The 14,329-nt window shown below is 67.4% G+C and carries 18 protein-coding genes; 13 read left to right on the plus strand and 5 right to left on the minus strand.

The features are described from left to right. Window positions 1-32 precede the first annotated feature (32 nt). From PARHAE_RS01380 to PARHAE_RS01390, 3 genes are read left to right on the plus strand one after another with little or no spacing between them, the layout of a single operon-like run. Window positions 33-632, plus strand: a complete 600-nt coding sequence (locus PARHAE_RS01380) for a glutathione S-transferase family protein (RefSeq protein ID WP_126152816.1) — start codon at window positions 33-35, stop codon at window positions 630-632. Continuing rightward, window positions 625-1,092 carry a ribonuclease HI gene (gene rnhA / locus PARHAE_RS01385; RefSeq protein ID WP_126152817.1) on the plus strand — a complete coding sequence of 156 codons (468 nt, stop codon included), beginning with the start codon at window positions 625-627 and terminating at the stop codon, window positions 1,090-1,092. Before PARHAE_RS01380 ends, rnhA begins: the two co-directional genes overlap by 8 nt. Then, window positions 1,089-1,721 carry a trimeric intracellular cation channel family protein gene (locus PARHAE_RS01390; protein ID WP_126152818.1) on the plus strand — a complete coding sequence of 211 codons (633 nt, stop codon included), beginning with the start codon at window positions 1,089-1,091 and terminating at the stop codon, window positions 1,719-1,721. Before rnhA ends, PARHAE_RS01390 begins: the two co-directional genes overlap by 4 nt. Here the strand turns inward: PARHAE_RS01390 and PARHAE_RS01395 are convergent. Then, window positions 1,718-2,119 carry a group III truncated hemoglobin gene (locus PARHAE_RS01395; protein WP_126152819.1) on the minus strand — a complete coding sequence of 134 codons (402 nt, stop codon included), beginning with the start codon at window positions 2,117-2,119 and terminating at the stop codon, window positions 1,718-1,720. The genes PARHAE_RS01390 and PARHAE_RS01395 overlap by 4 nt on opposite strands. A 98-nt stretch (window positions 2,120-2,217) precedes the next feature. On the opposite strand from PARHAE_RS01395, the gene queF reads away from it, so the two are divergent. Continuing rightward, window positions 2,218-2,679, plus strand: coding sequence for a preQ(1) synthase (gene queF / locus PARHAE_RS01400; RefSeq protein ID WP_126152820.1), 462 nt, complete (start codon window positions 2,218-2,220; stop codon window positions 2,677-2,679). On the opposite strand, the gene PARHAE_RS01405 is transcribed toward queF, so the two are convergent. Further along, a complete protein-coding gene (locus tag PARHAE_RS01405) occupies window positions 2,676-3,500 on the minus strand; it encodes a DUF6635 family protein (protein ID WP_241232624.1) in 825 nt (274 codons plus the stop codon). The two genes, queF and PARHAE_RS01405, sit on opposite strands and share 4 nt — an antisense overlap. 129 nt (window positions 3,501-3,629) lie before the next feature. Between PARHAE_RS01405 and ileS the strand changes: the two genes are divergently transcribed. Genes ileS through PARHAE_RS01425 form a run of 4 tightly spaced genes read left to right on the plus strand, consistent with a single transcriptional unit; the run spans window position 3,630 to window position 8,311 of the window. Continuing rightward, window positions 3,630-6,551 carry an isoleucine--tRNA ligase gene (gene ileS / locus PARHAE_RS01410; protein WP_126152821.1) on the plus strand — a complete coding sequence of 974 codons (2,922 nt, stop codon included), beginning with the start codon at window positions 3,630-3,632 and terminating at the stop codon, window positions 6,549-6,551. After that, window positions 6,548-6,811, plus strand: a complete 264-nt coding sequence (locus tag PARHAE_RS01415; protein WP_126152822.1) for a DUF3253 domain-containing protein — start codon at window positions 6,548-6,550, stop codon at window positions 6,809-6,811. Before ileS ends, PARHAE_RS01415 begins: the two co-directional genes overlap by 4 nt. Beyond that, a complete protein-coding gene (gene mgrA, locus PARHAE_RS01420) occupies window positions 6,804-7,841 on the plus strand; it encodes an L-glyceraldehyde 3-phosphate reductase (protein WP_126152823.1) in 1,038 nt (345 codons plus the stop codon). The genes PARHAE_RS01415 and mgrA overlap by 8 nt, the downstream gene beginning before the upstream one ends. Window positions 7,842-7,900: 59 nt before the next feature. Further along, the gene (locus tag PARHAE_RS01425) at window positions 7,901-8,311 is read left to right on the plus strand and encodes an OsmC family protein (protein WP_126152824.1); all 411 of its coding nucleotides are present in this window, start codon (window positions 7,901-7,903) and stop codon (window positions 8,309-8,311) included. Here the strand turns inward: PARHAE_RS01425 and PARHAE_RS01430 are convergent. From PARHAE_RS01430 to PARHAE_RS01440, 3 genes are read right to left on the minus strand one after another with little or no spacing between them, the layout of a single operon-like run. Next, on the minus strand, window positions 8,308-9,285 hold the full coding sequence (locus PARHAE_RS01430) for a hypothetical protein (protein ID WP_126152825.1): 978 nt from the start codon (window positions 9,283-9,285) through the stop codon (window positions 8,308-8,310). The two genes, PARHAE_RS01425 and PARHAE_RS01430, sit on opposite strands and share 4 nt — an antisense overlap. Continuing rightward, window positions 9,285-9,641 (minus strand): arsenate reductase (glutaredoxin), encoded by a 357-nt coding sequence (gene arsC, locus PARHAE_RS01435; protein WP_126152826.1) that lies wholly within the window; start codon window positions 9,639-9,641, stop codon window positions 9,285-9,287. Before arsC ends, PARHAE_RS01430 begins: the two co-directional genes overlap by 1 nt. Window positions 9,642-9,666: 25 nt before the next feature. After that, window positions 9,667-10,182 carry an Lrp/AsnC family transcriptional regulator gene (locus PARHAE_RS01440; protein WP_126152827.1) on the minus strand — a complete coding sequence of 172 codons (516 nt, stop codon included), beginning with the start codon at window positions 10,180-10,182 and terminating at the stop codon, window positions 9,667-9,669. A gap of 100 nt (window positions 10,183-10,282) precedes the next feature. Here PARHAE_RS01440 and PARHAE_RS01445 point away from each other — a divergent pair, with 100 nt between their 5' ends. The 5 genes from PARHAE_RS01445 to PARHAE_RS01465 are packed head-to-tail and all read left to right on the plus strand — an operon-like array spanning window position 10,283 to window position 14,274. Next, a complete protein-coding gene (locus PARHAE_RS01445) occupies window positions 10,283-10,624 on the plus strand; it encodes a DUF2849 domain-containing protein (RefSeq protein WP_126152828.1) in 342 nt (113 codons plus the stop codon). Then, window positions 10,617-12,275 carry a nitrite/sulfite reductase gene (locus PARHAE_RS01450; RefSeq protein WP_126152829.1) on the plus strand — a complete coding sequence of 553 codons (1,659 nt, stop codon included), beginning with the start codon at window positions 10,617-10,619 and terminating at the stop codon, window positions 12,273-12,275. Before PARHAE_RS01445 ends, PARHAE_RS01450 begins: the two co-directional genes overlap by 8 nt. Beyond that, window positions 12,268-12,999 carry a phosphoadenylyl-sulfate reductase gene (locus PARHAE_RS01455; RefSeq protein WP_126152830.1) on the plus strand — a complete coding sequence of 244 codons (732 nt, stop codon included), beginning with the start codon at window positions 12,268-12,270 and terminating at the stop codon, window positions 12,997-12,999. Before PARHAE_RS01450 ends, PARHAE_RS01455 begins: the two co-directional genes overlap by 8 nt. Continuing rightward, window positions 12,996-13,382: a DUF934 domain-containing protein gene (locus PARHAE_RS01460; RefSeq protein ID WP_126152831.1), complete on the plus strand. Its 387-nt coding sequence runs from the start codon at window positions 12,996-12,998 to the stop codon at window positions 13,380-13,382. The genes PARHAE_RS01455 and PARHAE_RS01460 overlap by 4 nt, the downstream gene beginning before the upstream one ends. A 49-nt stretch (window positions 13,383-13,431) precedes the next feature. Beyond that, a complete protein-coding gene (locus tag PARHAE_RS01465; protein ID WP_126152832.1) occupies window positions 13,432-14,274 on the plus strand; it encodes a ferredoxin--NADP reductase in 843 nt (280 codons plus the stop codon). The last annotated feature ends 55 nt before the right edge of the window (window positions 14,275-14,329 follow it).

Genomic DNA, 14,329 nt, shown 5'->3' on the forward strand with positions numbered 1-14,329 from the left:
CCCCGAGGATATTTGTGCAAAGGTGAAAGCAGGTGCGGCTTTATTCGATGCCCTCGTCGGGCAACAGCTACAAGGTCAGGCTGCTGCTGGCGCTTCTGGGGCGTAGGGTCGAGGTGGTGGATTGCGAATACGGATCGGCCGATCTGGCGCGGGCGAAGGCGGTCCTGCCCTATGGCAAGGTGCCGACGCTGGTTCTGGACGATGGCCGGGCCTTGGGCGAATCCGACGCGATCCTGTGGTTTCTGGGGGAGGGGACGGCGTTCGTTCCCGCCGACCCGGTGGTCCGCGCGCAGATGCTGGCCTGGATGTTCTGGGAGCAATACAACCACGAGCCGGTGATCGCCGTGCGCGCCGCCCTGCGGACCTATCCCGAGCGCGCGGCACAGGCCACGCCCGAGCGGCTGGCCGAGTTGCTGGAACGGGGCCATGCCGTGTTGCAGGTGCTGGAGGACCGGCTGGCGGGCCATGACTGGCTGGCGGGGGATGCGATCAGCTTGGCCGACATCTGCCTTTACGGCTATACCCATACGGCGGGCGATCGAGGCGGGTTCGAGATGGCGCGGTTCCCGGCCGTCAACCGCTGGCTGGACCGGGTGGCGGCGTTGCCGGGATATGTGGGGCTGGATGGCTGAGCTTTTCGCCTGGACCGACGGCGCGTGCAGCGGCAATCCCGGCCCCGGCGGCTGGGGCGTGCTGATGCGCGCCATGGACGGGGATACCGTCGTCAAGGAACGCGAGCTGTCCGGGGGCGAGGCGCTGACCACCAACAACCGGATGGAGTTGATGGCCGCGATCAGCGCGCTGGAGGTTCTGGCCCGGCCCAGTGCGATCACCATCACCACCGACAGCGCCTATGTGAAGAATGGCGTGACCCAGTGGATCCACGGCTGGAAGAAGAACGGCTGGCGCACGGCCGACAGGAAGCCCGTCAAGAATGCCGAATTGTGGCAGCGCCTGGACGAGGCCCGGCGGCGCCATGACGTGACCTGGGCCTGGATCAAGGGCCATGCGGGCCACCCCGAAAACGAACGCGCCGACGAACTGGCCCGCGCGGGCATGGCGCCCTTCAAGCCCGCCAGGGTCGCGGGATGAGCGTCGGGGCGCTTGTCCCGCTGCTGGATTATGCCAGCGTGCTGGTGTTCGCGCTGACCGGGGCCCTGGTCGCCAGCCGGGCGCAGCTTGACCTGGTGGGCTTCATCTTCTTCGCCACGCTGACCGGGATCGGCGGCGGCACGGTGCGCGATCTGGTGCTGGGGCGCGATCCGGTCTTCTGGGTGCAGCGGCCGGAACTGATCCTGCTGACGGCGGGCGCGGCGGTCGTTGTGTTCTTCACCGCGCATCTGTTCGAAAGCCGCTATAATCTGATCGTCTGGCTGGATGCCTTCGCGCTGGCGGTGGCGGTGCCTGCCGGCGTCGGGCTGGCGCTGGAAACCGGGGCGCATCCCGTCGTGGCGGTCGCCATGGGGGTGGTGACCGGCACCTTCGGCGGGCTGATCCGCGACGTGGTGGGCAACGAACTGCCCATGGTCCTGAAGCAGAAAGAGCTTTACGTCACCGCGACCTTCGGCGGCGCCCTGGTCGGGGTCGCGCTGATCGGCGTCGGGATGCCGCGCCCGATGGCGCTGATCCTTTGCGGGCTGGTCGTCATCGCGCTGCGGGCAGGCAGCCTGCTGCTGGGCTGGAGCCTACCGACCTACAAGGCGCGCCCGCCGCGCCGCTAGCGCAGGATCGGCGGGCCTTCACGGGTGGGGCGGATGTCCTCGACCCCCATGCGCAGGCCCTGGCCGATGCGGTGGGCCAGGGCCGACCAGGCGCGGGCGGGGTCCGGCGGCAGGGTGCGGCGCAGGGTCTCGTCGAACAGCGCCAGCCAGATCGGGAAATGATCCGCGCGCACGTCGCCCGCCCGCATATGGGCGCGCATCGGGCTGCCGTCATAGCTGCGTTCATAAAGGATCGCATTGCGCCAGAAGGCGGCGATCTTCGCCTCGTGCGCGGGCCAGTCGGTGACGTGGCGGGCGAAGACCGGGCCCAGCACCTCGTGCCGTCGGACGGCGCCGTAGAAGACGGCGACCACGCGGTCGATCTGGTCCGGGGTGACATCGAAGCGGGGCGGGATCATGGGGAACCATGTGGCGCGGCTGCGGGCCGGATGCAAGGCGCGGTTTGACGCATGGGGCGGCGGCTGCTATCCCCGCGCGCCGCTCGAAAGGAGGCCCCATGTCCCATTACACCGACGCCCTGACCCAGCTTGGCGCCCGGACCGACCTGCCCGCCAGCCCGGACCAGGCCGTGCTGGAGCGTGTGCCGAACCCCCAGGCGGGCGAGGTTTATGCCGTCCGCTTCACCCAGCCCGAGTTCACCAGCCTGTGCCCGATCACCGACCAGCCGGATTTCGCGCATCTGGTGATCGACTATGTTCCCGGCGACTGGCTGGTGGAATCCAAGTCGCTGAAGCTGTTCCTGGGCAGCTTCCGCAACCACGGCGCGTTCCATGAGGATTGCACGGTGGGCATCGGCAAGCGGCTGGTCCAGGCCATCGCGCCCCAGTGGCTGCGGATCGGCGGATACTGGTATCCGCGCGGCGGGATGCCCATCGACGTGTTCTGGCAGACGGGGGCCGCGCCCGCCGGGCTGTGGCTGCCGGATCAGGGTGTCGCGGGCTATCGCGGGCGCGGTTAACGCAGGTTCCGCCAGACCAGCAGCGCCGCGTCCGACAGGTCGCCGGCGCGGGCCAGGATATGCTCGGCCCCGATGCCGCCACCGGGACGGGCCGCATCCAGCCGCGCCAGAAGGCGCAGGATGCGGCGGCGGTGGATGCCGGTCCAGGCCTGCACCGGGTCGGCGACCAGCCCCGCGAAAGTCGTGACCAGAGACCCGATCACCGCCAGGGCGATGCCGGTCAGGACCACCGCCCAGGGCGACAGTTCGACCGGAAAGGCCCAGTACCAGGCGCGGCCCAGCGTGTCGCCCAGCAGGAAATCGTTTACCGCCGTGGCATGGGCGCGCAGTTCCGCCAGCGGACCGGCCAGGGAAATCACCCCCGGCGTGGCGCGGTTGAACAGGCCCCAGCCAAAGGCCAGCACGATCAGCGAGGTGGCGATCTCGGACACGGCGTTGCGGGTCTCGGCCAGGGCCGCGGCTTCGCGGCGCACGGCGGCGGGCGGCGCGCCGGGTCCGATTCCCTGGGCGTCCAGGTCGGTGATCAGGCGGATCAGGTCGGACTCGATCACCCGGCCCAGGTCCGAGGGCAGGAAGATCCGCCGCGCCGCCAGCCAGGCGCCTGCGCGGCGCGCGCCCAGTCGCGACAACAGCCAGGCCAGCAGCCGCGTCAGAAGAAAGACCGGCGACAGCATCACGTTCAGCGGGGCGCGCAGCAGATCCAGCCCAAGTGCCGCGCGGTGCAGCCGCCATGTGCCGCGCGGCCCGTATCGGTCGCGGACGAAGCGCGATACGGCGGCGCGGCGGCGGGCCATCGCGTCATCTGTCAGGGTTGCGGGCACGCGGGCGCCTTTCTATAGAGGTCGGCATGGAATTTCTGGCGTTCGGACCCCGAATTAGCAACCCGGCGGCGTGAGGTTTCGCGCCGCCGGGTCATGCCTGTCCGAAGCCCCTCCCCGAAGGAAGCCCCGATGGCCGCCGATACCGCCACGACCGACGCCCCCGACTACCGCGACACCGTGTTCCTGCCGCAGACCGAGTTTCCCATGCGCGCCGCCCTGCCGCAGCGCGAACCGGAATGGCTGGCCCGCTGGGACCGGATCGGCATTTATGACCGCCTGCGCGAACGGGCAGAAGGCCGCGCGCCCTTCATCCTGCATGACGGCCCGCCCTATGCGAACGGGCATCTGCATATCGGCCACGCGCTGAACAAGACGATCAAGGACATCGTGGTGCGCAGCCACCAGATGATGGGCCGCGACGCGCGCTATGTGCCGGGCTGGGACTGCCACGGCCTGCCGATCGAATGGAAGATCGAGGAGAAATACCGCGCCGAGGGCCGCGACAAGGACGCCGTGGACATGGTGGAGTTCCGCCAGGAATGCCGCCGCTTCGCCGACGAATGGGTGGATATCCAGCGGCAGGAGTTCAAACGCCTGGGCGTGACCGGCAAGTGGGACGATCCCTATCTGACGATGGATTTCCATGCCGAGGCGGTGATCGCGGCCGAGTTCATGAAGCTGGTGATGAACGGCGCGCTGTATCAGGGGTCGAAGCCGGTGATGTGGTCTCCGGTCGAAAAGACCGCCCTGGCCGAGGCCGAGGTGGAATACAAGGACCACACCAGCCACACGATCTGGGTGCGGTTCCGGGTGGAAAGCGGGCAGGGTATTTGGGCAAAGAAGAAGCCCGTCAGCGTGGTGATCTGGACGACGACGCCCTGGACCATTCCGCAGAACCGGGCGGTCGCCTTCAACCCGGCGATCGGCTATGGGCTTTATGAGGTCGGCGCGGTGGCCGAGGGCGCAACCGCCGCGGCGGGAGAGGTGCTGGTGCTGGCCGATGCCTTGGCCGAAAGCGTCATGAAGGCCGCGAAGGTCGAGGAGTTCAGCCGCCTGGGCGACGTGGCGGCGGCGGATCTGGAGGGCGTGGTGCTGGCCCACCCCTTCCGCGGCGTCGAGGGCGGCAATGGCGAATGGGATTATGACGTGCCGCTGCTGCCCGGCGACCATGTCACCGACGACGCGGGCACGGGCTTTGTCCATACCGCGCCCAGCCATGGCGACGACGACTATCAGCTGGGGCTGAAATACAAGCTGCCGATGACCTATAACGTCGAGCCGGACGGCAGCTATCGCGCCGATCTGCCGCTGTTCGGCGGGCAGGCGATCATCGACGCGGACGGCAAGGACGGCCCCGCCAATGTCAGCGTCATCAAGCAACTGGCCTATGCGGGCGCGCTGCTGGCCAAGGGGAAGATCAAGCATTCCTATCCCCACAGCTGGCGATCCAAGGCGCCGCTGATCTATCGCAACACCCCGCAATGGTTCGCGGCCATCGACAAGCCGCTGGCCGACGGCATGAACGACTATGGCGACACGATCCGCACGCGGGCGCTGACCAGCATCGACAAGCTGGTGAAATGGTGGCCGCAATCGGGGCGCAACCGGCTCCATTCGATGGTCGAGAACCGTCCCGACTGGGTGCTGTCGCGCCAGCGGGCCTGGGGCGTGCCGCTGACCTGTTTCGTGCGTCGCGGCGCGAAGCCCGGCGACGACGATTTCCTGCTGCGCGACCAGCGGGTCAACGACCGCATCATCGCCGCGTTCGAGGCCGAGGGCGCCGATGTCTGGTATCGCGACGGCTTCAAGGCGCAGGTTCTGGAGGGCGTGGCGAATCCCGACGACTATGATCAGGTCATGGACGTGCTGGACGTGTGGTTCGACAGCGGCTCGACCCATGCCTTCGTGCTGCGCGACCGAGCGGATGGGACGCCGGACGGGATCGCCGATGTCTATCTGGAGGGCACCGACCAGCATCGCGGCTGGTTCCAGTCGTCATTGCTGCAAGGCTGCGCGACCAAGGGCCGGGCGCCCTATCGCAACGTCCTGACGCATGGCTTCACGCTGGACGAGAAGGGCATGAAGATGTCCAAGTCGCTGGGCAATACCATCGTGCCCGCGAAGGTGATCGAGCAATACGGCGCCGACATTCTGCGGCTGTGGGTGGCGCAGGCGGACTACAGCGCCGACCAGCGGATCGGGCCGGAGATCCTGAAGGGCACCGCCGACAGCTATCGCCGGTTGCGCAACACGCTGCGGTTTTTGCTGGGCGCGCTGGACGGGTTCACGGACGCCGAAAAGCTGGACCCGGCGCAGATGCCCGAACTGGAGCAGTGGGTTCTGCACCGGCTGGCGCAACTGGATCATGCGGTGCGCAAGGGGTACGACCAGTTCGATTTCCAGGGCGTGTTCCAGACGCTGTTCCAGTTCTGCACCGTCGATCTGTCGGCCTTCTATTTCGACATCCGCAAGGACAGCCTGTATTGCGACGCGGCGGACAACCCGCGCCGCCGGGCCGCGCGGACGGTGCTGGACATCCTGTTCCACCGGCTGGTCACCTGGCTGGCGCCGATCCTGCCCTTCACGACCGAGGATGTGTGGCTGTCGCGCTTCCCGTCTTATGACGACAGCGTGCATCTGCACGATTTCCCCGACACGCCCGCCGACTGGCTGAACGAGCCGCTGGCGGTGAAGTGGGACCATGTGCGCCGCGCCCGGCGCATCGTCACCGCCGCTTTGGAGGTCCGGCGCGCCGACAAGACCATCGGCGCCAGCCTGGAGGCCGCGCCGGTCGTCCATGTCGAGGATCGGGACATGCTGGCGGCGCTGAAATCGGTGGATTTCGCGGATGTCTGCATCACCTCGGACCTGTCGCTGTCCGCCGATCCGGCCCCGGCCGAGGCCTTCCGCATGGCCGAGATCCCCGGCATGGGCGTGGTCTTCGAACTGGCGGACGGCGAGAAATGCCAGCGCTGCTGGAAGATCCTGCCCGATGTGGGCAGCCACGCCCATCCGGGCGTCTGCGCCCGCTGCGACGACGTGCTGGCATGACGGATGACGACCTGCGCCGGGCGATCCTGGCGCGGGTCGAAGCCCTGCGCCCCGGCACGACCTGCTGTCCCAGCGAGGTCGCGCGGGATCTGGCAGCCGACTGGCGTCCGCTGATGGATCCGATCCGCGATCAGGCGCTGCGGTTGCAGGACCAGGGGTTGCTGCGCATCACCCAGGGCGGCGTACCCGTTACCGGCACAGATATTCGGGGACCGATCCGCCTGTCCCCCGCGACACCGAAGGAGACGCGCGATGTATAAGCCCGCAAGCGACCGTTACGACCGGATGCAATACCGCCGCTGCGGCCGGTCCGGGCTGAAGCTGCCCGCGATCAGCCTGGGTCTGTGGCACAATTTCGGCCATGACACGCCGCACCAGACCAAGCGGGAGATCTGCCGCACCGCCTTCGATCTGGGCATCACCCATTTCGACCTGGCCAACAACTATGGCCCGCCCCCCGGCAGCGCCGAGGAAGCCTTTGGCGAGATCCTGCGCGGCGATTTCGCGGGCCATCGCGACGAGCTGATCATCAGCAGCAAGGCGGGCTGGACCATGTGGCCCGGACCCTATGGCGAATATGGCAGCCGCAAATACCTGATCGCGTCCTGCGACCAGTCGCTGAAACGGCTGGGCGTGGATTACGTCGACATCTTCTATTCCCACCGCTTCGATCCCGACACGCCGCTGGAGGAAACCATGGGCGCGCTGGATCAGATCGTGCGGTCGGGCAAGGCGCTGTATGTCGGGATTTCCAGCTATAACAGCGCCCGCACGGCCGAGGCCGCAGCGATCCTGCGCGATCTGGGCACGCCCTGCCTGATCCACCAGCCCAGCTACAACATGCTGAACCGCTGGATTGAACGCGACGGGCTGCTGGACACGCTGGACGCCGAGGGGATCGGCAGCATCGTCTTCACGCCCCTGGCGCAGGGGATGCTGACCGGCAAATACCTGAAGGGCATCCCGCAGGACAGTCGCGCGGCGCAGGGCAAGTCCCTGGCCCAGGACTGGCTGACCGACGACATGACCCGACGCCTGAACGGGTTGAACGACCTGGCGGCCGCGCGCGGGCAGACGCTGGCGCAGATGGCGGTGGCCTGGGCGCTGCGCGACGGGCGCGTCACCAGTGCGCTGATCGGGGCGTCCCGCGCCTCGCAGGTGGTCGATTGCGTCGGCGCGCTGGACCGGCTGGATTTCAGCGCCGACGAACTGGCGCGCATCGACGAACTGTCGGCCGGCGGCGACGTGAACATCTGGCGCGGATCGACCGAAGGCGCGGGCGAGGGCTGAGGCGACAGCGCCCCCCGGCCGTGCTAGACTGCCGCCATGCACAGCCAAGGGGGTGCGCCATGCCTGTCGTCAGCGTCAGCCTGATGAACGTGCCGGGGACCGAGGCCGCCATCGGCTGGGCGGGCGGCCATTGCCTGATCGCCGACCGCCCCGAGGGCCGCGCGGGCGGCATGGGCCTGGGCTTCAACGGCGCGCAACTGCTGGCCCTGGCCATCGGCGGCTGCTTCTGCAACGACCTGCGCACTATTGCGCATCGGCGCGGGGTGGGCATCGCCTCGGTCGCGGTCAAGGTGCATCTGGCGATGGAGGGCGATCCGCTGATTGCCACCGGGGCGGAGATGGTGGTGCAATGCGCCACCGAGGATGGATCGGACCCTGCGGCGCTGATCGAGGAAGCCAAGGCCGGTTCGATGGTCGGCTGTTCCCTGCCGCGCGGGATTCCGGTGCAGGTGTCGGTGGGTCAGGGCTAATCCCACCACCAGCCGTGTTTCTTCAGCGCCTGGCGGATCGGCTTTTCGCGCAGCGGCAGGCCGCCCGCGAACAGCGGCCGCAGCTTGTCGCGGCCCTTGCCCTGATAGACCAGCTTCCTGGCCGGTTCCCAGTCGCGCAGCCGCTTCTTGATCCGGTTGGGCGCGACGGCGGCCTCCAGCAGCGCCAGCACCGCGTCGGATTCGCGGGCATAGAGCAGCGGCAGGTTGCGGTAATGGCAGGTCACGCCGCCGTCCAGACCCGCAAGGTCTGAACCGGGGCGCCCGCCGCCCAGGCTGTGGATGACCAGCGGCAAGACGACCTGGTCCAGCCAGGGGTCGAGGCTCTGGCAGGCCAGTTCGTCGGGCGGATCGCCCCGCACCGACAGCGCCCAGTCCAGGAAGCGTCGCCCGAACACCTTCGGGTCGGGACCGCAGAACCAGCCGGCGTTGAAATACAGGTAACGTTCCCAATGCTCGTCCGGTCGGGATAGGTCCAGTGACGACGCGAAGTCCAGCCCGAAGCGATCATAGAGCGATTTCCAGATCGCCGCATGGCCCGGTCCGTAAAGCGGTGGCTGCGGCCATGTCCCTTCGCGCCGCATGAACGCGGAAGGCCGCGTTCCGAAAGGCACCCGGTCCAGCGGGCCGGTGATCAGCGTGTCGGTGTCGAAGAACACGAACGGCTCGTCCGCAGGCAGCACCGGCAGCGCCTCGATCTTGTTGCCGTAAGGATAGGCCGCGCCGAAATGGCGGGCGGTGAAGGGGGTGATTCGTGCCCCCAGGCTTTCCAGCAGGGCGCGGCTGTCGTCGGCCATCAGGGTGTCGTGACCGGCCCAGGCGCCGTCGGGCCGGGGTTCGGCGACGATCAGGCGGTCGGTGAAGCCGGGGGCGGAATGGCGCAGGCTGGCCGCGAAGATGATCGCCTGAAACTCCAACCGCCCGGCTTGCGCGACGATCAGAAGGTTTGGCGCCATCACCCGCCCAGCAGGTCGAAGACGGTTTCCTTGGGACGGCACAGCCGCGCGCCCTGGGGTCCGAAGACCACCGGGCGTTCGATCAGCGCCGGATGGTCCGCCATCGCCGCGATCAGCGCGTCGTCGGACAGCGACGGATCGGCCAGCCCCAGGTCGTCATAGGGCGTGTTCTTCCGCCGCAGCAATTCGCGCGGCGCGATGCCCAGCCGATCCAGGGCCGCGCGCAGTTCATCGGCCGTGGGCGGCTGCGCCTGATAGTCGCGCACCGTCACATCCGCCCCCGAATCCCGCAGGGCTTGCAGCACGAATCGAGAGGTCGAGCATTTCGGATTGTGCCAGATCGTATAGTCGGACATGCGGCCTCCTGCGGTCGCGCGAAGCCTAGCGCCCGGCTTCCGGGATGGGAAGCGCGCTTGTCGCCTTGATCTCCTCCATCGACAGCAGGGCGGTGACGTTGTGGATCTTCACCTCGCCGATCAGCGACTGGTAGAAGCGGTCATAGGCGCGGGCGTTTTTCACCTGCACCTTCAGGATATAGTCGATGTCGCCCGCCAGCCGGTGGGCCTCGATCACCTCGGGGCGGTCGCGGAGCGCCTTCAGGAAGCGCGCGGCCCAGTCCTTGTCATGTTCGCTGGTGCGGATCAGAACGAAGAAACAGGCCTCCAGCCCCAGGGCCTCGGGGTCCAGAATCGCCACCTGGCGGCGGATCACCCCGGCCTCGCGCAGCTTGCGGATCCGGTTCCAGACCGGGGTCTTGGAGGCCCCCACGCGGTCGGCGATCTGGTCCAGGGACAGGCTCGCATCCTCTTGCAACAGGGACAGGATTTTGCGATCCACCTCGTCCAGCCGGAAATTTGTTTTCGCTGCACCTGCAATCTGTGGAAGCTGTTCCGGCATGACCGACCATCGTGGCTGAATGTCCTTATTTTCCAGACCCTATCGCAAAGATCCAGAACAAAATTCTATATTATAGAGACCACTCCGAAAGGGTCCGACCATGAGCAAAGCCTTCGTCCCGACGGCCGCCAAGCCCGGCGTCATCACCGCAAACGACCTGCGCGAAGGCCATAACGTCTGGATGTGCGAGGACGGCTGGACCGCCGATCCCGCCCATGCGACCCTGTTCGAGGACGAGGCCATCGCGGATCTGGCGCTGCTGAAGGCGGTGGGACAGTCGAACATCGTCGTCGGTCCCTATCTGGTGGAAGCCCGCCGCGGCCCGAACGGCCCCGAGCCGACCCATTTCCGCGAGGCGTTCCGCCAGCGGGGACCATCCAACTATTTCCACGGCATCCAGACCCTGAAGCAAGCCAAACTGACCGAGGCCAGCAATGTTTGACGTTCGTCCCGTCGAAACCGACTATGTGCGCCACCGTGCGGCCCAGTTCCGCGCCCAGGTCGAACGACGCCTGGACGGCAGCCTGACGGAAGACGAATTCCGCCCCCTGCGCCTGATGAACGGGGTCTATCTGCAACTGCACGCCTATATGCTGCGGATCGCCATTCCCTACGGCACGATCAGCCCCGACCAGATGCGGATGCTGGCCCATCTGGCCGAGACCTATGACAAGGGCTATGGCCACTGGACCACGCGGCAGAACATCCAGTTCAACTGGCCCCGGCTGGTGGACATTCCCGACATGCTGGACAAGCTGGCCTCGGTGGGGATGCACGCTATCCAGACCTCGGGCAACACCATCCGCAATGTGACCACCGACGCCTTCGCGGGTGCCGCCGCCGACGAATACATGGACCCGCGCCCCTATGCGGAACTGCTGCGGAGCTGGTCCACCGACCACGCGGAATTCCAGTTCCTGCCGCGCAAGTTCAAGATCGCCATCACCGGCGCCGCGCGCGACCGGGCGCTTGTCGCCGCCCATGACATCGGGCTGCGCCTGCGCCAGCAGGATGGCCGCACGGGGTTCGAGGTCTGGGTGGGCGGCGGCCTGGGCCGCACGCCCATGCTGGGCAAGGTGATCCGCGACTTCCTGCCCGAGGAAGACCTGCTGGCCTATATCGAGGCGATCATCTCGACCTACAACCTGTCGGGACGGCGCGACAACAAGTACAAGGCCCGCATCAAGATCACCGTCCACGAACGCGGCCTGGACGTGTTCAAGGCCGAGGTCGAGGAAGAGTTCGCCAACCGCCGCCGCGACTTCCACGGCGCCGACCGCGAGGCGCTTGCGGTGTTCAAGAACCGCTTCGCCGCCCCGGCCTTCCGCAACGGCCCGACCGACGGATACGAGGCCGCGCGCGCCGCCAACGGGGCGTTCCGCAGCTGGACCGACACCAACCTGCATCCGCACAAGGTGGACGGCTATGCCAGCGTCATCGTCACCTTCAAGACGCATGGCGCGACACCCGGCGATGCCTCGGCGGACCAGATGCGGCTGCTGGCCGATCTGGCGGAACAATACGGCCATGCCGACCTGCGCATCAGCCATGACCAGAACGTCGTGCTGCCCCATGTCCACAAGTCCGACCTGCCCGCCGTCTATGCCGCGCTGCAAAAGGCCGGGCTGGCCACGGCCAATGCCGGGCTGACCAGCGACATCATCGCCTGCCCCGGCATGGATTACTGCACGCTGGCCACCGCGCGCTCGATCCCCATCGCGCAAGAGATCGCGACCCATTTCAAGGATAACGGCCTGGAAGACGAGATCGGCAAGCTGAACATCCGCATCTCGGGCTGCATCAACGCCTGCGGGCATCACCACCTGGGCCATATCGGCATCCTGGGCCTGGACCGGGCAGGGGTGGAAAACTATCAGATCACCCTGGGCGGCGACGGATACGACATCCCGGCCATCGGCGAACGCGCCGGCGCTGGCTTCCCCTATGACCAGGTCGTGCCCGCCATCGACCGGCTGCTGCGCGCCTATCTGGAGCTGCGGGCGGACGCGTCCGAACGCTTCATCGACGCCTATCGCAGGCTTGGCCCGGCGCCCTTCAAGGCCGCCCTCTATCCCGAGCCCGCCCATGCTTGACGATACCCTGGACAGCCGCGCCGCGCGGCTGAACGACCGTTATCGCCATCATGCCGCGACCGAGGTTCTGCGCCGCGCGGTCAGCGACCCCGACCTGGGCCGGGTGACGCTGGTGTCGTCCTTTGGCGCCGAATCGGTGGTGCTGCTGCATATGGTCAGCGTGGTGGCGCCGGGCCTGCCGGTGCTGTTCATCGACACGCAGATGCTGTTCCCCGAGACGCTGGATTATCAGCAAGAGGTCGCGGCCAAGCTGGGCCTGACCAATATCCAGGTGATCCGCGCCACCGAGGCCGAGGTCGCCCGCCACGATCCCGACGGCACGCTGCACAAGTTCGACGCCAACGCCTGTTGCGATTTCCGCAAGACGGTGCCGCTGGAACGCGTTCTGTCGGGCTATGACGCCTGGATCACCGGGCGCAAGCGGTTCCAGAACAGCGACCGCGCCGCGCTGGAATTCTTCGAACCCGAGCCGCCGTCGCGGCTGCGCATCAACCCGCTGGCCCATTGGCGCAGCGAGGACGTGCAGGAATACATGGCCGAGAACAACCTGCCCCGTCATCCGCTGGTGGCGCGCGGCTATCCCTCGATCGGCTGCGCGCCCTGCACCTCGCCGGTGAAGCCGGGCGAGGATCCCCGCGCCGGACGCTGGCGCGGCCAGGACAAGACCGAATGCGGCATTCACTTCATCGGCGGCAAGATCGTCCGCGGAAAGGTTCCGGCATGACAGACCGACTGAACAGCGAACGCGTCATCGCGCGCGACGACGGCTTTCATCCGCTGGTCCAGGAAGCCGACGAAGTTCTGGCCCCCGACACGCCTCTGGCGGATCTGGAGCAGTATCTGGACCGAGAGTTGATCGCCATCGACTTTCCGTCCTTCACCGACGGGCGCGGCTTCTCGCTGGCGCGCCGCCTGCGGGAACTGGGCTATCAGGGTCGTCTTCGCGCATCCGGGCGGCTGATCGCCGACCAATACGCGATGGCGCGCCGCGTCGGCTTCTGCGAAGTCGAGGTGGCCCCGGACATCGCCGCCCGCCAGCCGCAGGATCAATGGATCGCGCGCGCCGACTGGAAGGCCTTCGACCACCGCGCGAAGCTGGCGGGCTAAGGGGGTTCCGCCCCGCCGCCGCATCGACTAGAACCGCTCAGGAATTGACATGACGCTGGACATCCCCGTGGCCGATGCCGCCCCCAAGCCCGCCCAAAAGACGCTTCCCGACGCGCAGACGGTGACGGCCGTCAAGCACTGGACGGACAGCCTGTTTTCCTTCCGCGTGACGCGCCCCGCGTCCCTGCGCTTCCGGTCGGGCGAATTCGTGATGATCGGGCTGCTGGGCGACAATGGCAAGCCCTTGCTGCGGGCCTATTCCATCGCCTCGCCCAACTGGGACGAGGAACTGGAATTCTATTCGATCAAGGTGCCGGACGGCCCGCTGACCTCGAAGTTGCAGCATATCCAGCCGGGCGATGAAATCATCCTGCGCCCGAAACCCGTGGGCACGCTGGTTCTGGACGCGCTGCTGCCCGGCAAGCGGCTGTGGTTCCTGGCGACCGGCACCGGCATCGCGCCCTTCGCGTCGCTGATGCGCGACCCGGAAACCTATGAACGCTATGAACAGGTCATCATGATGCACACCTGCCGCACGGCGGACGAGCTGACCTATGGCCGCGAACTGGTGGAAAACCTGAAGAACGATCCCCTGCTGGGCGAGATCTATGGCGAGGATTTCGCCAACCGGCTGATCTATTACCCGACCACCACGCGGGAAGAATCGCCGCGCATGGGCCGGATCACGGACAACATGACCTCGGGCAAGGTCTTCGCCGATCTGGGCCTGCCGCCGATCAGCCCGGAGACCGACCGGGCGATGGTGTGCGGCAGCCTGGCCTTCAACGTCGATGTGAAGGCGGTGCTGGAAGGATTCGGCCTGCGCGAGGGCGCGAATTCCGAACCCCGTGAATTCGTCGTGGAAAAGGCTTTCGTCGGCGACGGCGTTTAAGCCTGCCGGGGACGGCATTTCGGCAAGGGCGCGGCTTGGGTCGCGCCCTTTTGCA

Origin of the sequence: Paracoccus haematequi, from assembly GCF_900631945.1 — a bacterium.
In the GTDB taxonomy this organism is placed as follows: domain Bacteria; phylum Pseudomonadota; class Alphaproteobacteria; order Rhodobacterales; family Rhodobacteraceae; genus Paracoccus; species Paracoccus haematequi_A.